The organism is Flavobacterium sp. ABG (assembly GCF_001027725.1).
Classification (GTDB): domain Bacteria; phylum Bacteroidota; class Bacteroidia; order Flavobacteriales; family Flavobacteriaceae; genus Flavobacterium; species Flavobacterium cupriresistens.
Window position 1 is genome coordinate 18,818 of record NZ_LEKS01000011.1, and the last position, 20,718, is coordinate 39,535.

General features: G+C 36.9%; 18 protein-coding genes. 7 read left to right on the forward strand and 11 right to left on the reverse strand.

Features of this window, described 5'->3' with window-relative positions; all coding sequences use genetic code 11:
• The first annotated feature begins 9 nt into the window (after positions 1-9).
• The 5 genes from AB674_RS12735 to AB674_RS12750 all read left to right on the forward strand — a co-directional run bounded on the left by AB674_RS12735 (position 10) and on the right by AB674_RS12750 (position 8,290).
• The gene (locus tag AB674_RS12735; RefSeq protein WP_240478088.1) at positions 10-3,027 is read left to right on the forward strand and encodes a SusC/RagA family TonB-linked outer membrane protein; all 3,018 of its coding nucleotides are present in this window, start codon (positions 10-12) and stop codon (positions 3,025-3,027) included.
• A 28-nt stretch (positions 3,028-3,055) separates the two neighbouring features.
• The gene (locus AB674_RS12740; RefSeq protein ID WP_047777146.1) at positions 3,056-4,567 is read left to right on the forward strand and encodes a RagB/SusD family nutrient uptake outer membrane protein; all 1,512 of its coding nucleotides are present in this window, start codon (positions 3,056-3,058) and stop codon (positions 4,565-4,567) included.
• Between the two features lie 287 nt (positions 4,568-4,854).
• Positions 4,855-4,989: a hypothetical protein gene (locus AB674_RS23155; protein WP_262487204.1), complete on the forward strand. Its 135-nt coding sequence runs from the start codon at positions 4,855-4,857 to the stop codon at positions 4,987-4,989.
• A gap of 10 nt (positions 4,990-4,999) precedes the next feature.
• Positions 5,000-6,244, forward strand: coding sequence for a glycoside hydrolase family 71/99-like protein (locus tag AB674_RS12745; RefSeq protein WP_047777147.1), 1,245 nt, complete (start codon positions 5,000-5,002; stop codon positions 6,242-6,244).
• Between the two features lie 27 nt (positions 6,245-6,271).
• Positions 6,272-8,290 carry a glycoside hydrolase family 97 protein gene (locus AB674_RS12750; protein ID WP_047777149.1) on the forward strand — a complete coding sequence of 673 codons (2,019 nt, stop codon included), beginning with the start codon at positions 6,272-6,274 and terminating at the stop codon, positions 8,288-8,290.
• 92 nt (positions 8,291-8,382) lie between these two features.
• Here the strand turns inward: AB674_RS12750 and AB674_RS12755 are convergent, their stop codons facing one another.
• The 3 genes from AB674_RS12755 to AB674_RS12770 form a co-directional block, all read right to left on the reverse strand.
• Entirely contained in the window at positions 8,383-9,297 is a 915-nt protein-coding gene (locus tag AB674_RS12755) for a hypothetical protein (protein ID WP_047777151.1), read from the reverse strand.
• 272 nt (positions 9,298-9,569) lie between these two features.
• Positions 9,570-10,004 carry a DUF6526 family protein gene (locus AB674_RS12765; RefSeq protein ID WP_047777154.1) on the reverse strand — a complete coding sequence of 145 codons (435 nt, stop codon included), beginning with the start codon at positions 10,002-10,004 and terminating at the stop codon, positions 9,570-9,572.
• 223 nt (positions 10,005-10,227) lie between these two features.
• On the reverse strand, positions 10,228-10,731 hold the full coding sequence (locus AB674_RS12770) for a DNA-deoxyinosine glycosylase (RefSeq protein WP_047777155.1): 504 nt from the start codon (positions 10,729-10,731) through the stop codon (positions 10,228-10,230).
• Between the two features lie 210 nt (positions 10,732-10,941).
• Between AB674_RS12770 and AB674_RS12775 the strand changes: the two genes are divergently transcribed.
• Positions 10,942-11,964, forward strand: coding sequence for a helix-turn-helix domain-containing protein (locus AB674_RS12775; protein WP_047777157.1), 1,023 nt, complete (start codon positions 10,942-10,944; stop codon positions 11,962-11,964).
• 46 nt (positions 11,965-12,010) lie between these two features.
• Here the strand turns inward: AB674_RS12775 and AB674_RS12780 are convergent, their stop codons facing one another.
• The 7 genes from AB674_RS12780 to AB674_RS12810 all read right to left on the reverse strand — a co-directional run bounded on the left by AB674_RS12780 (position 12,011) and on the right by AB674_RS12810 (position 19,692).
• Positions 12,011-13,210: an NAD(P)/FAD-dependent oxidoreductase gene (locus AB674_RS12780; RefSeq protein ID WP_047777159.1), complete on the reverse strand. Its 1,200-nt coding sequence runs from the start codon at positions 13,208-13,210 to the stop codon at positions 12,011-12,013.
• Positions 13,207-13,695, reverse strand: coding sequence for a low affinity iron permease family protein (locus tag AB674_RS12785; RefSeq protein WP_047777160.1), 489 nt, complete (start codon positions 13,693-13,695; stop codon positions 13,207-13,209). Before AB674_RS12785 ends, AB674_RS12780 begins: the two co-directional genes overlap by 4 nt.
• Before the next feature lie 7 nt (positions 13,696-13,702).
• Positions 13,703-14,545: an MlaD family protein gene (locus AB674_RS12790; protein ID WP_047777162.1), complete on the reverse strand. Its 843-nt coding sequence runs from the start codon at positions 14,543-14,545 to the stop codon at positions 13,703-13,705.
• An 18-nt stretch (positions 14,546-14,563) separates the two neighbouring features.
• Positions 14,564-15,343 carry an ABC transporter ATP-binding protein gene (locus AB674_RS12795; protein WP_047777165.1) on the reverse strand — a complete coding sequence of 260 codons (780 nt, stop codon included), beginning with the start codon at positions 15,341-15,343 and terminating at the stop codon, positions 14,564-14,566.
• Positions 15,344-15,345: 2 nt separating this feature from the next.
• Complete coding sequence (locus AB674_RS12800) at positions 15,346-16,104, reverse strand: MlaE family ABC transporter permease (RefSeq protein ID WP_047777168.1); 759 nt, start codon at positions 16,102-16,104, stop codon at positions 15,346-15,348.
• A gap of 278 nt (positions 16,105-16,382) precedes the next feature.
• On the reverse strand, positions 16,383-18,653 hold the full coding sequence (locus AB674_RS12805) for a glycosyltransferase (protein ID WP_047777170.1): 2,271 nt from the start codon (positions 18,651-18,653) through the stop codon (positions 16,383-16,385).
• Positions 18,634-19,692, reverse strand: coding sequence for a pesticidal protein Cry7Aa (locus AB674_RS12810; RefSeq protein ID WP_047777344.1), 1,059 nt, complete (start codon positions 19,690-19,692; stop codon positions 18,634-18,636). The genes AB674_RS12805 and AB674_RS12810 overlap by 20 nt, the downstream gene beginning before the upstream one ends.
• A 276-nt stretch (positions 19,693-19,968) precedes the next feature.
• On the opposite strand from AB674_RS12810, the gene AB674_RS22150 reads away from it, so the two are divergent.
• Positions 19,969-20,130 (forward strand): DUF1328 family protein, encoded by a 162-nt coding sequence (locus tag AB674_RS22150; RefSeq protein ID WP_047777346.1) that lies wholly within the window; start codon positions 19,969-19,971, stop codon positions 20,128-20,130.
• 115 nt (positions 20,131-20,245) lie between these two features.
• On the opposite strand, the gene AB674_RS12820 is transcribed toward AB674_RS22150, so the two are convergent.
• Positions 20,246-20,707, reverse strand: coding sequence for a DUF1440 domain-containing protein (locus AB674_RS12820; protein ID WP_047777172.1), 462 nt, complete (start codon positions 20,705-20,707; stop codon positions 20,246-20,248).
• Between the last annotated feature and the right edge of the window lie 11 nt (positions 20,708-20,718).

Consider the following 20,718-nt stretch of genomic DNA (forward strand, 5'->3'; position numbering starts at 1 on the left):
CCAATTCTAATGAATAGTAAAAATAAAAAGGGAGTCCTGCATCAAATGTGGACTACTAAATCGGCGGTATTGATGATTTTCATGCTTTTTCTTTCGGCGGGAATTTTTGCTCAGGGGAAAAAGCAGGTATCAGGTACCGTTTATGACAATACAGGAGGTGTATTGCCGGGAGCTTCTGTTATTGAGGTTGGAACCAAAAACGGAACCACAACAGATTTTGACGGGAAATTTACACTACAGGTAGCTGTGGGAGGTGCGATAGAAGTATCTTTTATTGGATCGACTACACAAAAAGTTGTTATTACCGCAACAAGTGCTAATCTTGATGTTCGTCTTCAAAATGACGGTTATGCTTTGGCAGAAGTTCAGGTAGTGTCTGTTGGATATGGAAAAGTAAAAAAGTCGGATTTAACAGGAGCAATTTCGACCGTGGGTGCAGATGATTTGGTAAAAGGAACTCTTTCTTCTACGGAGCAGGTTTTACAAGGGAAAGTAGCGGGATTGAATATTATTCGTCCCTCGGGTGATCCAGCTGCAGGTTCGACGATACGTTTGCGTGGAGGAACTTCGCTAACGGCAAGTAACAGTCCGTTAATTGTTGTTGATGGTATTGCGGGAGTGGATATCAATGTCGTGCAACCTTCAGATATCAAATCGATAGACGTTTTAAAAGACGCTTCTGCAACGGCTATTTATGGTTCCAGAGGCGCCAATGGGGTTATTATGATCACGACAAAATCCGGAACCAAAGGCGTTTCGGTTGTATACACCGGATTATCAAGTATTGGTTATGTTACGGATAATTTAGATCTTTTATCTGCCAATCAATGGCGCGGGTATGTACGTCAGACCGGGAATTTGGATGCTGTTGATTACGGAGGAAACACCGATTGGCAGAAAGCAATTGAACAAACGGCTATTTCGCAATCTCATACTTTGAGTATTAATTCAGGTAAAGTAGACAGCGGTTTCAGAGCTTCCATTTCCTATTTGAATAATGAAGGCGTTATTAAAAAATCAGGCCTGGAAAGAATCAGTGGAAATGTGAGCGCTTATCAATATCTCGGAGACAATAAAGCGGTGAAATTTGATATGGGGCTGTTTGCTAATATCGACAAATGGCATCCTATCGATTACAGAATTTTTGAACGTGCTTACAATTTAAATCCAACGATTCCGGTGTATGATTCAAATGGAAACTTTTCCTCTGTGAGTGGAAATATTTATGAAAATCCGGTTGAAATTTTAACCAACAGAACAGTTGATAATGAGCGACACCGACTTTTGGGCTATTTTAAAACAGAAGTTAAATTCCTTAGAGATTTTACTGCATCAGCTAATATTTCGTTGGAGCATAATGCAGTAAAGGGAGGGACCTACAAACCGTCATATGCTGTTCTGGAAGGGAGAACAGAAGACGGTTATGCACAAAAAACTTACGCAGAATACACCAATGCACAAGGCGAGATTTTTGTTAATTACAACAAAACTTTAGACAAACATACCATTGGTGCCTTAGCGGGATATTCGTATTTTGAGAATATTTATGAAGGTTTCGGAGCGCAAAGAAGCGGTTTTGTAACAGATGCTTTTAGTTTCAACAACTTGGGAGCGGGTTACAATTATCGTTTGGGGGATGTTTATTCGTACAAAGGAAAATCAAATCTGGTTTCGTTTTTTGCCCGTGCAAATTACGCTTATGACGGGAAATATTTGCTAACAGCTACTGTAAGACGTGACGGTTCAAGCCGTTTTGGGGACAATAATAAATGGGGAACTTTCCCGTCAGCTTCTGCCGCATGGAAAATTTCAAGCGAAGAATTTATGGATGCTTCAAAAGGCTGGCTGGATAACCTGAAATTGAGGATAGGTTATGGTGTTACAGGAAATCAGGATGGAATCGGTGAATACAAATCGCTTTCTATTTTAGGAGTTGGAAACGACAGTTACTACGATCCGGTTACTAAAACATGGAGTCTGGCGTATTCTCCAAAGCAAAATCCTAATCCTGATTTGAAATGGGAGTCCACACAACAATTGAATATTGGTGTAGATTTTAGTCTTTTCAACAGAATTACGGGATCATTTGAATGGTACTCTAAAACCACAAAAGATTTATTGTATACCTATGAAGTGCCTCAACCGCCTTATTTAGTGGGTAATATGCTGGCAAACGTAGGTGAAATGTCTAACAAAGGGGTTGAACTTACTTTGAATGCGAATATCATTAAAGGAGATAAATTTACCTGGGATGCGAATTTAACGCTTGGACACAACATTCAAAAAATTGAAAAACTTTCCAATCCAACCTATAAAACTGATGTTATCTACAGCGGATCTTTACACGGACTAGCCGGTATGTCGGGTCAGTATTCACAAATTATTGCCGAAGGATATCCGGTTGGAACTTTCTGGGGTTTTCAAAGCGCAGGACTTGATCCGGATGGAAAGATGTTATACTACAATGCGGCAGGAGATAAAGTAGCAGACAATGTTTTGGTCGATGGCGATAAAAAAGATTTAGGAAATGTACAGCCCGATTTGACTTTAGGAATCGGAATGAATTTTACCTATGGAAATTTTGATTTGGGGATTTCAGGATACGGAATGTTTGGGCAAAAAGCTTTAAACGCAACAAACATGATGCTGAATGATCCGAACAGATTACCGGCCTTTAATGTTCCGGATGATTTCTTATCAAGCGGAATCACTTCAGCTCCAAAATACTCCAGTTATTGGATAGAAGATGCTTCTTTCTTTAGACTTCAGACAGTTGCTGTTGGGTATACTTTACCATTAAAATATAAAAGTTCTAAACTCAGAATTTATTTAATGGGAGAAAATCTTGCTGTATTTACGAAATATAAAGGGGTGGATCCTGAAATTGGTTTGAATGCTCAGGACGGAATAAACCAAACCGGAGTAATGGATTTAACAGGACTTGCGGCTCCCGGTATAGACCGATACAATAATTATCCGCGACCAACAACGATTTCTGTTGGACTAAATTTTACGCTGAATAACTAAGCGAATTGATAACCATAAAATAGTAAAAATGAAAATCAAAATAACAGCAGCGATACTTTTAAGCATGTTTTTTACGGTGTCATGTACAGATTTGAATGAAGATTTATATGATAAAGTAGAAGATGGGAATTTTGGAAATACGCCGAAAGAAATTGATGCGCTGGTAGGAGGAGCTTATTCTTCGCTAAGAGGATTTGCAGATGGGATATCAAATAATTATCCGACTTGTGAATATGTCTTCTTTTTGAATGAAGTTGTTTCTGATGAGGCTACAATTCCAACCAGAGGCACAAACTGGTACGATGGAGGGCAATATCAGGATGCACAAAAACACACCTGGAAAGCAGACAACAGAATGATTCTTTCGGCCTGGCGTTACAACTATACCGGAATTGCCAAAATCAACGCAATCATCTATCAGATAGACAAATCTTCTCTGACCACTCAGGCAAAAATACCGATTTATGCAGAGTTAAAAGCACTAAGAGCCTATTACTATTACAATCTTTTGGATCTGTTTGGGAATGTGCCCATAGTAACCAATTTTGAAGATTTGGATTTGCCTTCTAATGCTACAAGAAAACAAGTTTACGATTTTGTAGAGAAAGAATTGTTGGAGGCCATACCACATTTGAACTCAAATGTGGTGTACTCGAAATTGACTAAAAATGTGGCATACGCTATTCTGGCAAGATTGTACCTTAATTCGGAAGCATTTATCGGAACAGCGCGTTGGCAGGATTGTCTTACGATGTGTCAGAAAGTGACGGGTTATACCTTAACACCGGATTTCTTTGCCAATTTTGCGACAGAAAATCAAACCTCTCCTGAGATTATTTTTGCCATTCCGTACGATTCAAAAGCAGGAACAGTTGGGAATTATATGAGCTCAATGTCTTGTCATTATTTACAAAAACTGGCAATTTCTCCAACCGGAAATTATCCGTGGAGTGCTAACGGGATGTGTGGACAACCAGGTCTTTATTCAAAATTTGGTGATACCGATAAAAGAAAAAAATGCATGGTTGCCGGAGATCAGATCAATTTGGCTACGGGTTCTGTAATTATTATGGATAACGGAGAGCCGCTAACCTACACAGAGAACTTAACAAGTCTGACCGATGCCAAGGAAAACGAAGGAGTTCGCTTGGGTAAATACGAAATGAAAGCCGGAGAAAACTGGGAACGTGATCACGATTTGGTACTAATTCGCTATGCCGAAATTTTGATGATGCAAGCAGAATGTCATGTACGTTTAGGTGCTCCGGATTTAGCAAAACCATTCTTGCAACAAATAACAGGACGTGCCGGAGAAGAAATGCCAGCAATCATCGACCTTAAATTTATAGATCAGGAATTGCTTAAGGAATTTACTTTTGAAGGAAGAAGAAGAACAGATAATATTCGTTTCGGAACCTTCTTCTTACCATGGTGGGAAAAAGGAGCTACGGATAAAACCAGAGCTATATTTCCAATTCCGAGCAGTGTGTTAACTACAAATAAAAATCTGGTGCAGAATCCGGGGTATCCTGTGAACTAGGTTGTTGAATGTCAGTCTTTCATGTTGGTTAGTCGTGGAAGGCTGGCATGTTTTTAACTTTTGTAGAATGTTGTTCAGATTAGGAAATGTTTTAAAAAAAAAGGGCACGCAGATTTGGCAGATTTAGCGGATTTTCGCAGAGAGCAATGATCTAAATCTGCTAAATCTGCGTGAAAAAAAAATTAAAATAATTAAAATGAACGGAACACAACAATTTGTTTGTTAATGATTTAAAAGCAGTTAAATAGAATAAAAAGATTTTCACAGATTAGAATTGCAATTTAAGATTGAAAAAAAATCCTTTTAATCCTTTAAATCTGTGGCAAAAAGAAAAACCTTTTGCCAATATTTTTAGCCACAGATTTAAAGGATTCCCACAGATTAAGCAAGCTTTTGTAAGCGATGGCAAAAAAATAAAATAATAAACGAAGTATGAAAAGATATATCACAGTACTGTTTTTGGGTATCATAAACCTTATCGTCGCCTCTGGCTGCAGTAGTGACGATAAAGGTTCAGATAAAGTGACAGAACCGGAAGTACTTGCTCCGGTGGCGATTGAAAAAACAAATAACACCAAGATTTATGTGCATTATATGCCCTGGTTCGAAACCAATGAAAGCAGTGCCGATAAAAAATGGGGATATCACTGGACGATGGCTAATAAAAATCCGAATAATATAGGAACAGACGGTCATAGAGAGATTGCGTCTTACTATTACCCACTTATTGGTCCGTATCATTCGGGGGATAAAAATGTAATTGAAAATCATTTATTGTTGATGAAATATTCAGGAATTGATGGTGTTTTGATCGATTGGTACGGCACCTATGATGTTTATGACTATAGGATGGTAAAAGAAAATACAGAACAGCTTATTGCGATGTTAAACAAAGTAGGCTTAGAATATGCCATTGTTTATGAAGACAGGGTAACCAAAAGTGCCGTTGACGCCGGAAAAGCAATTTCGGTAACCAGCGCAGCCAAAACCGATTTGGCTTACGTACAGAATAAGTACTTTAAAGATGCCAATTATATTAAAATAAACGGAAAACCACTATTGCTGAATTTCGGTCCGATTGTATTGCAAACCCCTGCAGAATGGACAAATGTTTTTAATACTTTGACTACGAAACCTGCATTTATAACACTTTGGGATCAGTCGGTAGAAGCTGGTGTAAATGCGTCCGGCGAATATGCCTGGGTGTATAAAAACAGCTCTTACTTGACTAATTTTTATACCAATACAAAACCAAAACTCGCTGTTGCAATAGGAAGTGCCTATCCCGGTTTTAAAGATTTTTATGTCGAAGGCGGTGGCGGAGCAGCAATTGGCTGGAATATTGCGCACAATAACGGAGCAACACTTGATGAAACGCTGGCTATGGCTAAAAGTGCCAATTTAGATTATTTACAGTTGATTACATGGAACGATTTTGGAGAAGGAACAATGTTCGAGCCAACTGTTGAATTTGGATACACCTATATCGAAAAGGTAAAAACATTTGCGGGCGTTAAAAACACAGAAAATATATTTCCGGAGATTAGTAAGTTATACAATTTGCGCATTCAAAAGAAAGGGAATGCCGATGCCCAGAATAAACTAGATCAGGCCTTTAATTATTTTGTTTCCATGCAATCTGCCAAAGCAAAAGAAGTACTTAACGAAATTAAATAAAAGCATTGTAATTAATACAATTAAATAATGAAAAACATAAGATATAGATACTGCCTGATTACTTTAGCCTCCATGCTTATTTTTGCCTGCAGTACTAAAAAAACATATACAATTAGTTCTCCCGGGAAAAACGCTGAACTGGTTTTTCAATTAACCGCTTCGGGTCAGCCGCAGTACAGTTTCTCTTCTAATGGAAAATCGGTTATTGAACCTTCTTTATTGGGATTCGAATTTCAGGGAATTGCAAAAATGACGGAAAATTTTGAAGTGGTTTCGACCGAAGAAAAAACAGCCGATCAGACCTGGGAACAGCCTTGGGGAGAATTCAAAAAAGTAAGAGATCAACATAATGAAATGATTGTTCACCTCAAAGAATCGGGAGGAGAAGAGCGTCTTGTAGATATTATTTTCAGGGTTTTTGATGATGGCCTTGGATTCCGCTATGAATTTCCAAAACAGCCTCATTTAGGAAAGGTAAAAATCTTGAATGAAGTGACGCAGTTTACTTTTAAAGACAATAATGAAGTCTGGTGGATTCCGGTGCACCGTGAAAATAGTTATTACGAAAGTACCTATCGCAAAACGTTAATGAGTAAAACGGATACGATCAATACGCCTGCAACTTTTGAAACGAAAGACAAATTGTATGTCGCCATTCACGAAGCCAATTTAACGGATTTTGCCTCAATGACTTTATTAAAAACAACCGACAAACAATACAAAAGTGATTTAGTGCCGTGGGCCGATGGTGTAAAAGTGTATGCCGAAACTCCTTTTAAAACTCCATGGAGAACAATTGTTGTGGGTAAAACTCCCGGAGAGGTTGCCACTTCGACGATTATGCTGAATTTAAACGAGCCTTCAAAAATTGAAGATTTATCGTGGATTACACCGTCTAAGTATATTGGAATCTGGTGGGGAATGCATCTGGAAAAATTCACTTGGGGACAAGGTCCAAAACACGGGGCAACAACCAAGAATACAAAAGAGTACATTGATTTTGCGGCAAAGAATAATTTTGACGGTGTTTTAGTAGAAGGCTGGAACGAAGGCTGGGATGGCGATTGGACAGCTGATGGTTCTGCTTTTAGTTTTGTAAAAGCCTATCCGGATTTTAATCTGGAAGAAATTACAAAATATGCCGCGATGAAAAATGTTCGTTTGATAGGACATCATGAAACAGCCGGAGCAACCAAAAATTACGAAAATCAGTTGGAAGATGCTTTTAAATTGTATCAAAAAATGGGTGTTAATTCGGTGAAAACAGGGTACGTAAATAAGTTTTTAGATAAAAAGGAATGGCATGATAGTCAATATGGAGCGCGTCATTACCGAAAAGTAATTGAAACAGCTGCAAAATACCACATCATGATTGACAACCACGAACCGATGAAAGGAACCGGAATCCAACGCACATACCCGAACTTTATGTCGCAGGAAGGCGGAAGAGGGCAGGAATACAACGCATGGTCGGTTGACGGCGGAAACACCCCGGAACATTTAACGACTTTACCTTTTACGAGAATGTTATCAGGTCCGTTTGATTATACACCTGGGAACTTCAATTTTGATTATAAAACGCCTTCGGGAGCCCGAGTACAAACCACTTTGGCAAATCAATTGGCATTGTATGTGATTATTTTTAGTCCGTTGCAAATGGCTTCCGATTTACCCGAAAATTACGAAGGCAAACCAGCATTTCAATTTATAAAAGAAGTTCCGTGTACCTGGTCAGACACCAAAGTTTTGGATTCGAAGATTGGAGAATATACGACCATTGTCCGTAAAGACTGGAGTGAAAAAAACTGGTATTTAGGGTCAATCACGAACAGTAAAGCCCGTAATCTCGAAGTAAAACTTTCTTTTTTAGATAATGACAAAGAATACGAAGCAGAGATATATGCGGATGGAGCGGGAGCAAATTACAAAACAAATCCGTATCCCGTTGCAATCAGCAAACAAAAAGTAAACCACAATACAGTCTTAAATCTAAAATTGGCAGCAGGTGGAGGAACCGCAATAAAATTCACCCCAATAGATAAATAAAAAATAAAAAAATTAACCCGACAGGTTTCAAAAACCTGTCGGGTTTAATTTTTTTTTTGGAATTTGGAATTTAACTTTTGGAATTTAAAACTCTAGTGTTTATAGAGCTTAACATGATGTCCAAAGGTATAAACAGCCGTAAGAGTTGGTCCATTATACCCCCATTTCAGAGAACCGTTAAGGTGTTTTTCGATGTCTTCGACTTTAAAGTTTAAACCTGTATATCCGGCTGTAAGACTAAAGTTTTTATACACATTGTACAGAAGAGATAAATTGTAGCTTAGGATTCGACCGTCTATAGTATCAATTTTTAAGGCCAGATAATTTACATTGGCATACAGACCAAAACGTTTTCCGAGTACAAATTCTCCCCATAAGCCAATATCCGGTAATGGCGCAGTGAAGTTAAAATTATCATGTACTTCAGCGACGGCCTGATTGGCATCTACACGTAAACCCAGATCCGCAAAAAGCACATGCGCACCAATTAACAATCCGGCTTCGTATTTTGGTTTAGATAAAAAGGCGTAGCCATAGGCGATTCTTGCAATCTGAACGTTAAAAAATGCCGTTACTCTAGCATTTACATCGTAAGTATGCTCCCCAAAATTAATTTCTCTTTGTAAGGTTTTAGAGGAGCTTCTGTCCAGCGAAAAGTATTCAAATCCTAATCGTGATCTTCTTGAAATACGCCAATCAAATGTCCCTAAAAAGGAAGCACTTGATTTAGTAAATCCTAAATCATCTTCGAGGTCTATTGTAGTACCGATTTTTCCGTTATTAGTACCTACCTGAATTTGAGTATTATTTACAGGAAAAAAACTTCCCGCAGAAACTTTAAAGCGTCTGGCATGCCAAGGTAAATCTTCAGAATAAGTATCCTGTTCGATTTTATTTTGGTTCTGAATTACAGTTAAAGTGTCAGTTGGAGTTATTTCAGCAACGGTTTGTGCATTAGATGTCAACCCTAATAATGAAGCGGTCAAAAAGTAAAATAATTTTTTCATAAGATTAAATTTTAGATTTTACCTGGATGTTTGTAGCTATTAAAGTTAACAAAAAAAATCATTCATTTGTTTTAATTACTTTGATTATTTTGTGCAATAATCTGTTTATCAGTTTTGTATGGTTTTTGGTGAAGGGGAAAGACTCAGGGGTTCAAAGTAGCAAAGGCTCAGAGATAGAAGACAATAAAAATGCCAATAGCAATAAGTAGATTGCAATTTTTAGACTGCATTTTTTATTGCTATTGGCATTGTTGTTTTAATATGATTTTTTCTTAAACCCTGTTATAATCAGCTCGCCAGTGTACGATTGCTTTTTTTATAGCAGCTCCTGTCAGATTATTTTCAAGGGTATTTGCTACAAGTGTTATTAACTCGTTATCGGGTGCAAAACGTAGCGCAAAAACCTGATCGTCGGTTAGTTTGTATTCGAATTCCTCGAATCTTTTTCCTGTAAGTGTAAAATAACGATAGCGAAGTTCTAATCGTATAATTCTGTTTTGCAAGGTTAAAGCATAATGCTGGCGAAGCATATAAGCAAGCCAGAATAAAAATACAAACCCAATACTTATAAAAGCCCAGATTAGCTTGTCTTCTGTAGTACACGCAAAATAAATACTAGCTGCTAAAAACCCAATCAGAATTGGGTAATATATAAAATGATGAGGTGTATAAAACCGTATATGATTACGGTATGTTTGAATTTTCATAATTATTTGGTTAAAAAAATAAACCATAAAAGTATAAAAGCTATCCTAATAAAAGAATAGCTTTTTAAATAAACTAACTATCGGCATTTCTTATACTATAGCCTTAGTAGGTGACTTGCCATTACTAAGGAGTCCAGTACTAAAATACTTCAAAAACCTTTTGGTAAAATTATCAGATTGCCGGACGAAATTATTATACTTTACCAAGATAATATTATAGAATTCAAATATCTGTTCGATTGTTTGTGAGTGAATTTATGACTTTCCACTCGGTTAATTTTGATTCGAACGATTGGCTCGCATTTGCCGGACTCGACGATGGGAGCGTAATGAGCTGATAGGATTTTTCAAGCGTAACATATTTTTTAAAGAATGCCGCTGCTTTTTGTCCGTTAAAGAGAATCGTTGTGATGTTTGGATGTTCGTTTAAGAAGGATTCGAAGTCATTGGCAATTTCATTTTTTATGGCGCTGTCTAAACTTCCGACTCTGTCGCAGAATTGTAAAACATCCCAGATAGCAATATTGTTTTTTTGCAAAAGCGCTTTTCTGGTTTCGTAGTCATTTGAAAAATCTTCGTTCAGAATTGGGAACAAAAATTTCCAGAAATTGTTCTGATTGTGCCCGTAATATTGATTGAGTTCTAAAGACTTTAATCCCGGCATCGTGCCCAAAATCAATACATTAGACTGGTCAGAACTAAATGGAGGGAAGGAAAAACTTTTCATGCTTTTTATTGAAATTAAACTGGTAAAATAGTTGTTAATATAGTCATTAATAGGTAATTATAAAACAAAATCTAAAAATTGTATAACATTTTTCGGTGTTGTTTAATCGAACTTTGGAGTATAGATTGTAAAGAATTTGTACTTAAAAACAAATTCGCTCTACCGAGTAATCTATACCCTTTTAGTGTTGAATTTTTAAATCCTGCCCAAATGAAAATAATTAACATACAAACAGATAAAATTAAGAATATATTTGAAACATTAGCCTTGCATTTAGGCGGAAAAATTACTTGTGATTTAGAGGAATATACTTTAGAATTTCATAATGCTTCGGCGCAAGGCTCCATTATCGGAGCTTCGTTTAATGATGCGATTTCTTATATGCAGTTTGATATGACCTTTTCTGATGAGGTGAGAATGAATATCGCAAATTTAAATGCTTCACCGGTTTATTTTGCGTATTGCTCAGAAGGTAATTTGTCTCATCGGTTTAGTGTTTTGGAAGAAGAAAAAAAACTGGAAATGTTTCAGACCGCCATTCTCTCCGCAAGAGAAAAAGAAGAAAATGTTTTGCTCTTTGAAAAGGGCATAAAAACGAAATTTACTTTAATTACAGTTGGAAACCAGTCCGGTGCGATGGATCAGACTAATTCTTTAAACACGAAAGTAAAAGAAACTTTTTTTGAGAATAATAGTCAGGAGAATTTCTTTTATCTGGGGTCTTACAGGAGAATTGCAGAGAAAATAGAACAATTGAGCTCGATCACGCAAACCGGTATTGTGCGTCATTTACTAAAAGAAGGTATTTTAAGAATCATTCTGGCTACAGAAATTCAGCAACACGCGGATGATTTAGCCACTGCATCAAAAGATTTCAGCTGCTTGACTTTAAGAGAAATGGAAGAAATAAAAGAACTTTCAGAAACGATACAATCCAATCCGGAAGAAGCTTTTACAATTAAATGGCTGAGTAAAAAATCTGGCTTGTCTCCAAACAAACTGCAAGAGGGATTTAAGATGATTCACAATCGTACCGTCAATGATTTTATTACCCATACAAGAGTTTTAAAAGCGGAAATCTTAATTCGGACCTCGGATTTAAACATTTCTGAGGTTGTTTATTGTATTGGATTTACAAGCAGAAGTTACTTCTCTAAAATTTTTAAGCAAAAATTCAATTGCAGTCCCAAAGAGTATAAAATTAATCTGAATCCTTTGGCTATTACCGCTTAGATTTGAGTGACTAAGTTTTGAGAGTCTGAGATGCTTAGAAAAAGAACTATCTGTGAAACTTATAATACTCTAAATCTGGATGTTTTTTATCTTCGATCGAGTGCAAAATCGAATTCATTCCGATGACGCTAAAGGTGATTCCGTTTCCTCCGAAACCTAAAACATAGTGTTCATTTTTATTTGGATTTGGTTTTCCGAAATACGGTAAGCCATCTTTGGTTTCTCCAAAAGTACCTGCCCAGGAATAATCGATTTTGAAATCGATTTTTGGAAATTTTCTTTGAAATTTATTCAATAGAAATTGCTCTTTTTTAGGGAGTAGTTTGTCTCGTTTTTTCGGGTCTTTAAATTCTTCGTCTCCGCCGCCCATAATGATTCGGTTGTCCTTTGTTGCTCGAAAGTATAAATAGGGAGAGGAGGTGTCCCAAAAAATAGCGGTTTTAAAATATTTGGGTAAATCCGGAAGACTTTCTGAGGCAATCACATAAGTACTTTTTAGATCAACCACTTTTTCTGTGATTGTTTCGGTGCTCTCATATCCGCTGCAGTGTACAACATGATCAGCCACGATATTGTATTTCGCTTCCGTATGGGCAATAAGTTTTCCTTTTTGATTTTGAATGGCCGTAATGTTCGTGCGGTCAAAAACCTGCATTCCTTTTTTTTTGCAATAACGGATTAAATCCTGAGCAAATTGATAGGGATCCATAACCGCTGCGGTTTTAGATTCTATGGCGGCCAGAGCATTTAATCCCAATTTCTCAAGGTCCCATTTTTCGAGCCAACTGACATCGAAACCACTCTCTTTTCGGCATTTGAATTCTGTTCTTAGAAACGGAAGATCTTTTTTTAAAGAACAGAAATAAATGCTTTTTTTGAATTCAAACTGGCAGTCACTTTTTATTGTATCGACTATAGCCCGCAGATCAAAAATGGCTTTTTTCCCATTCCTATAGCTGTCGATAGCGCATTCTAATCCTCTGACTTTTATTAGTTCGTGTAGTGACACATCAATTTCATATTGCAATAATGCGGTACTTGCTGCCGTGCTTCCGTTGCAAATATCACGGCGATCGGCCATTACGACTTTTTTCCCTTCGTTTAGGAGTTTGTAAGCAATCAAAGCTCCGGTAATTCCACCGCCAATAATTAGAATTTCAGTTTCTAAATCGGAACTTAGGGATGGATAACTTACTTCCATTGCGTGTTTTAAGGGCCAAAAGGTTTCTGTAGAACGTAGCTTCATTTTTTCGGGCTTTTTTGGGTACGTATTTTTGTTCGATTTTTATCTTTTCGTTGGTGTTGTTCGTGTGCTTCTGCAATAGAGTGGGAGGTTCGTACACTTTCCTCTTTTTTAGCCAATTCGCTAAGTCTGTGGTAATATTTCTGTACTATAATCATCTCTTCTTCGGTCATGCTTTCAATATCTACCAAACTATTACTGGAATATTCGTTTGAAGCGACTAATTCGTTTAATTTTAATTGAATAGCCAGCGAATCTTTGTTTTGCGCTTTTTGAATTAAAAAAACCATCAGGAAAGTGATAATGGTAGTCCCGGTATTGATAATCAATTGCCAGGTTTCTGAATAATCGAAAAAAGGACCGCAAACCGCCCAAACCACAACAATTGAAAAAGCGCCAATAAAAGCGGGTGTACTTCCTGCTGCCTTTGAAACGTGCGAAGCAAATTTTTCGAACGCACTGGTGCTATTTTGTTTTTTAGTTTTCATTTCAATACTATTTTTTGTTTTTTTCAGCCTCCGCTTTTTTAGCGTCTACTTCTTTTTGCTTTTCCTCTTTTGCTTTTTCCTCTTTTGCTTTTTGTTCCTTTTCCTTGTTTTCTTTTTCTTTATTGGCTTTGTCCTGTTGCTCTTCCTTTTTCTCTTTTAGCTCTTCTTGCTCTTTCTCTTTTTGCTTTTCTTTTTTCTTGTAATAACCTCTAAACAGAAAGTTACTTTTGGCGGCTTCCATATTATCACTAAAACCTTTCGTTCCGGTTTCCAGATTAGACAGTGTATTAGAAACGCTGTTGGCCATTTTATCATCCCTTACTAATCGGGCTAATGCCCCGTTTCCGTTATTCATACTGTGGCTGAAAATGGCTAATTCTTCAGAAATAACGCCGACATTATCCACACTTTTTTTCACGCTTTTCATAATATCGTTCATTTCAATTCCATTAATTGAAGCGATTTTTCCATTGTTCTGAATTATTTTTTGTGAATGCACACCGGGAGAAATGGTAAGTACTTTGTCTCCCATTAACCCGTCAGAACCAATACTGGCACGGGCATCTGTCTTTATAAATTCGCGGACTTCGTCTTTAATAACCATACCCACTACAACAGAGGAATCGTTTATCAATCTGATTTCTTCGATTGTTCCGATGTTTATCCCTGAAAAGCGTACGTTATTTCCAACCTGCAAACCACTGACGGTTTTAAAATTGGAGGTAATTCTGAAGGTATCACCAAACAGGTTTTTTTGTTTCCCAATAAAATAAATGGCAAGTATAAACAGCAACAAACCTATTGTTACAAACATTCCTAATTTCCAAGTATATCCAGATTGCTTCGCCATGATTTCTATTTTTTAGTTTTATTTAAAGAAAGAACTTACCCATTCATCTTCACTTTTTTCCAGTTCTTTGTAAGTGCCTTCGGCATGTATCACACCCTCTTTTAGTACCATAATGCGGTCTGCTGTCAGTTTTGCACAAGCCATATCGTGTGTAATAATGATAGATGTTGTTTTGCGTTTGTGTTTAATATCAAGTATCAATTCGCTTATTTCTCTTGAGGTGATCGTGTCCAGTCCTGTTGTTGGCTCATCGTACAGAATAATTTCAGGTTTTAGAATTAGCGTACGCGCCAGACCAATTCTCTTTTGCATACCACCGGATAATTCGGAGGGCATTTTATCTATCGCATCACTCAGACCTACATTATCAAGTGCTTCTAGAACTTCACTTTCTACTTCTTCGGGAGTTAATTCTCGTTGGTGTTTTTTTAAGGTAAAGGCCAGATTTTCCCTAACCGACATAGAATCGTACAAGGCTCCGCCCTGAAACAAAAAACCAATTCGGACTCTGATTGCATTCAGTTCCTTTTTTTTAAGGTTCAAAACATTTTCATCAAATACTTTTATTTCGCCTTTATCGGGTTCAATTAAACCAACGATGCATTTTATAGTTACCGATTTACCGGAACCTGATCGACCTAAAATAACCAAATCCTCTCCTTTGTTTACGGTAAGATTGACGCCTTTCAATACCTCGTTATCTTTACCAAATGTTTTACACAGGTTTTTGATCTCGATTATCGGGGTCTGATTTTTCTCTTTTACTTTAGGTTTAGTATGTTTTTTTTCTTCAATCATTTTTAAAAGATTAAATCAGTTAATTGTACGGCAATCATATCGATAATAAAAATGGCCAACGAAGCGGTTACAACGGCCGAGTTTGCTGCTTTCCCGACACTTTCGGTTCCATTAGCAGCATTAAAACCTTTGTAGCACCCAATCATTCCGATAAAAAAACCAAAGAAAAATGTTTTGATGGTCGCCGGAATCAAATCGGAATAATTCAACGATTCGAAAATTTGGGCGATGTAGCGATTGAAATTAATATCATCGTGAATGTTGATCCCGATATAACCACCAAGTATTCCGACAGCATCTGCAAAAATGACTAATATCGGCACCATTAAAGTTGTAGCCAAAATGCGGGTAACCACCAGATAATTATAAGGATTGATAGCCGAAACTTCCATTGCATCAATTTGTTCCGTTACTTTCATCGATCCTAGTTCGGCACCAATTCCCGATGAAATTTTTCCCGCACAAATTAGAGCCGTAATTACAGGAGCAATTTCCCGTATGAGCGAGAGTGCCACCATACCCGGTAACCAGGATTCAGCTCCAAATTCCACTAAGGTCGGACGGGATTGAAGTGTAAGTACCAACCCCATAATAAAGCCCGTAATGGCAACAAGTGGTAAAGATTTATAACCAATAACATAACATTGTTTTCTGAGCTCTTTTAGTTCATAAGGTGGAATAAAAAGCTCCTTAAAGAACTTGCCCGCAAACAAGGTTGCATTTCCTACTTCTTCGAATGTATTTTTTAAAGTGAGAATCAAAATAGGTTGTTTTTAGTTATTGTTTATAAAGTCAAAAAAACAATGGCTTATTTTAAAGTTGCTTTTGTATTATTGACCGTATTAAAGTTACTTTGGTAATAGGCGAAAAATATTACAGAACTTTTGAGGAAGTTTATATAATTTACATCGGGAGGTAAAATCAAACGAAGTAACGTTGCCCTGAAGAGTATAAAACAAAAAATCCCTTTGAGAAAAGGGATTTTAAGAGCAATAATGGGTTGTAGAATTACTTTAGTTAAAAGTGTAGTTAAATATATTTAGGAGTGGATGGCCATAGTGGTTCTGGATTTTAGTAAAGGAATTACTTTACTGTCCGTGGCCTTTAGGTTTTCCATTATTAATCTTGCGGTCAAATAACAGATTGTTGATTCAGCCCCTTGATTCAGATTGACATTTTCTCTTTCTAAACCATCGTAGCCGCCTCCGCTAACGGGGTTGTACATAATTTGATTTAAATGATTTTTACCCAAAAACCAGTTGAAGGCTGTTTTCATTTGTTGTTTGTATTCCGGGGATTTAGTGGCATTGTAAAAAGCATTTAAAGTCTGAATGGTATAGGACACATCAATCGGTTGTTCTCCGTATGGATGCGGTTCTGTATTTTTCTGATACCAGCCCTTGTTTGAAATTACACGGAAGTTGTCATCCAGAAACATTTTTGAAGTCAGAAAATCAAGAGATTCCAATGCTACTTTTTTATAGATTGGTTTGTTGGTTACCAGATAGGCATATAACATGGATTCCGGAAGGATTCCGTTGGCATAGGTCAGATAATTTTCATACCATTTCCAGTTTTTAGACGCATGAATTTCATAGTTAGAAAGCAATTTTGCATTTAATTTATTGATGATTGCCGCTACATATAAATTGGGAATCGTGCTATGGTATAAATACAATCCTTTTGTTGCAAAACCAATCGAACGCGGTGACTGAATATTTTCGGACCATTTTAAAGCATTTAGCAAACATTTGGATGCTTTTTTGGAAATGGAGTCCGGTAAAATTGCCGAATGAGAAACAACAGTCCCCAGTGCCCAGATTGCGCGTGCATTTGAATCTTCGAGATTTGCAGCTGCATTTTGCTCAAGATGTTCTCGGTTGTTTTCGTCAATATAATTCATAAAGTTGCCTTTGGGTTTTTGGCAACGTTCTATAAAATCGAGGTAAATTAAGATATAAGGCAAATCGTCTTTGTCTTCGGTTAATTTATAGTGCATACAAAACGCAATCAATGCGCGTGCATTATCGTCTAAAGTATAACCGGAGGAAGGATCAGGAACAGAAATTTTACTGAATTGAATAATTCCCAACTCGGTAGTCATTTTTTTGATGTGTGCCAGTTCTATTGCAGGATAGCTGTATTTGATTTCATAGGTTTTATCCATAAGTTTTTTATAGGTATTCATATGTGTTATGGCTACGTTTTCCCAAGAGGAAGCTCGTGTTTTCCGGAAGGCATTAATTCCCATTTCTTCTCTTCGTTTTTCGTCGGAAAGCAATTGAATTGCGGCTTCGGCAAACTGATCCGCATCTCCGATATCAACTAAAATACCCGAATCAGAAGTCAGTACCTCCAAAGTATGCGGAATTTTTGATGCAACCAGCGGACAAGCACAACTCATCGCATAAGAAAACGTACCGCTAACCGCCTGATTAGGATCTTTGGAAGTAAACATATAAATGTCAGTGGCTTTTAAATACTCTAAAAGATGAGGAGTATCGAGGTATTCGTTTACAAATCGGACATTGTCGCGCAGTTGTAAATCATCAACCATTTGCTCCAGTCGGTTTCTATAAGCATCAACGCCATTGATGATGTTGTTTGGGTGCGTTTTCCCGATAATGAGGTAGAGTACATTTGGTGTATTTTTGATGATTTTAGGCAATGCCTTTAGACCCGTTTCGATATTTTTTCCTTCACCCAAAAGTCCAAAAGTGGATAAAACCAGTCGGTCCTGAATGTCGAATTTTTTCTTTGCGCTAAAAGGAGTTTCATACACGACCACATGTGTTCCGTGTGGGACGCAAGTAATGAGTTCTTTTGAAATGCCATAATCAGTAACCAGGATTTCTTGTGACTGATTGGTCATTACAAAAACCGAATGACTATACCTCAAAAGTAATTTTACAAAAGTCCTCAATTCATCGTTTGGATTTGGAATCACGCTGTGAAAAGTAAAAGTCACCGGTTTTTTGATAACATTTAAAAAGTCCAGCAAATGATCGCCATAATTCCCTCCGAATAAACCAAATTCATGTTGAATGTGCACCAGCTTAATGCTTTTGTCAGTATTCATTTCTTCAGCTACGGTCGTGTATTCTTTTCTGTTTTTTGTATTTAAAGTAAATGCCTGAGTTGGTTTTATTTTTGGTTTATCAACCAATTCACAAATTTCACAAAGTATTGATTTACCATAAACATCGGCAATTCCTTTGATTGTATCCTGCGTATAAGTAGCTATTCCACATTGTGTTGGTGGAAAAGTTGATAGAAAAACTATTTTTGATTTAGTCGATAGTGCTTTCATAGGGATTCTTTTTTAGTTCGTTTAACAAATCATTCAGGTTCACAGAGGCCACTGCGATTTTATCATCGGCGGCACCATAATAAATATAAAGCCGCTCATCAAAAAGAGCCGTTCCGGTCGGGAAAATAACATAGTTTACATACCCATGTCTTTCGTAATATTCCGATGGAGTTATTAGCGGAACTTTTAATCTTGACAGCACCACCTTCGGATTATTCAGATCCAATAATGCGGCACAGGCATGATAAACCAATCCTTTTTCTCTGCGTTCTGCGGCATGGTAAATTAATAACCAGCCGTCAGGTGTTTCTATAGGTGGAGCACCGGGACCAATATGACTTGTTTCGTGATCAAATTGGGGCTCCATAACGATATGATCCGGGAGATCTTTCATATATAGTTTCCAGAAATCCTCAGTCAGTTCTTTTTTATCCTCAAAACTGAAAATTTGAATGGATGGAAATAAACGGTGTAATGCAACAAATTTTCCTTTAATCTTTTTCGGAAATAATACTACGTTTTTATCCCATACATATAAATTGTCCTTGATGGTTTCTGTTAATGGGTAGTTTCTTTCTACATTAAAAGCAAGTATTTTGGCCACACTGGGATTTTGTAAATGCTTGCGGATAAGATTTGTAAATTCATTCAGTATAAATCGTGGCGTGATAATGCCTTTCTTCTTAAAGCTTTTTAAATCTTTAGAAACGGCCAAAGCACCACAGGCATTTATCCCGTCATAAGTCACATAAGTAAGATAATACAAATCATCAATTTTAGAGATTCGGGGATCTTCAACACCATGAATTTCATAAATATATTCAGGAGAAAAGAGTGGCTCTGAATTTCGCTCTACTAAAGTGGTAGGCCCTTCAAAGCGACAATACCCCACCGTTGAAAAATTGCCTTTCTTGGCGGCTCTGTAAAACATATGAACTGTATTTCCGTCCTGATAAATGGCAGGATTTAAAACACCCAGTTCTTCAAAAGGGCGCTCCGTTTTTTCTAAAACCACACCATGTTTTGTAGCTAACTCCATATTTTCTAAATTTATTTTATCTAAAATTAGAACGAACAAAATGGTAGGAGTAATCCAATCCACTAAAAAATTAACTCAAAAACATTTTCATTGGAATTTTATAACGCATCAAGTGAAATTCTGATACTTCTGCTTTCTTTCTGAAATTTATTGGGTTTTGTATTTGATTGCGCTAATAAAAAAACGGATTGCGTTAAGAGCCATTGTTTTTTAGTAAGAAATTTGAATAAGAAATTAAGAGCTTATAGTTCAATTTATAAATTAAAAACAAATCCTATGTTACGTTGGACAGTCATTTTTATTATTCTTGCCATCATTGCGGGAATATTTGGTTTTGGCGGAATTGCCGCCGGAGCAGCTAGTATTGCAAAAGTTTTATTCTTTATATTTTTAGTGTTATTTGTTATTTCATTAATATCAGGAAGAACAAAAGTGTAGCAATAATTTATTAATCGTATAAAAAAGAAGCGTCGCAGTAGTAAGTACTTGCGACGCTTCTTGTGTATTGTGAAATGTTTTTTGTGAAATGCCAAATTGTGACTAAGACCGAAAACTACCGATCATAATACTTCCTCGTGATACAGGCAATTGGAAGTCCGATACAGAATATCAGAATTAAGACGGACAACAGGGTCGGGAAGTCCAGGCTTTTTGCAGGTAGAACCGGGAAGACGATTGGTAAAACAACCAGATTCATTACAATCCAAACTAAAATACCGTATAAAATGCCGGCAACTAAAGTGCTCTTTTTTAAGAGTGGGAGGTAGGGATAAAGGATAAAGTAAAACCAAGCAAAAAGTAACGCAATTAAGAAATGAAAACCGAGTCCATACCATGCCATTTCAGGACCACCGGTATAAGCTTCTTTTTTGAAAACACCACTGGCAATGGATTGTAGAATCTTTAGTGGGGTAGTTTTTTGTAAAATAAGAGCGTAAATAACAATTGCAGCAAGGATATCTAATGTTCCGGCAATTAATCCTGACAAAAAAACAGTTCCGATTTTTGAATTCATATTTTAAAGTT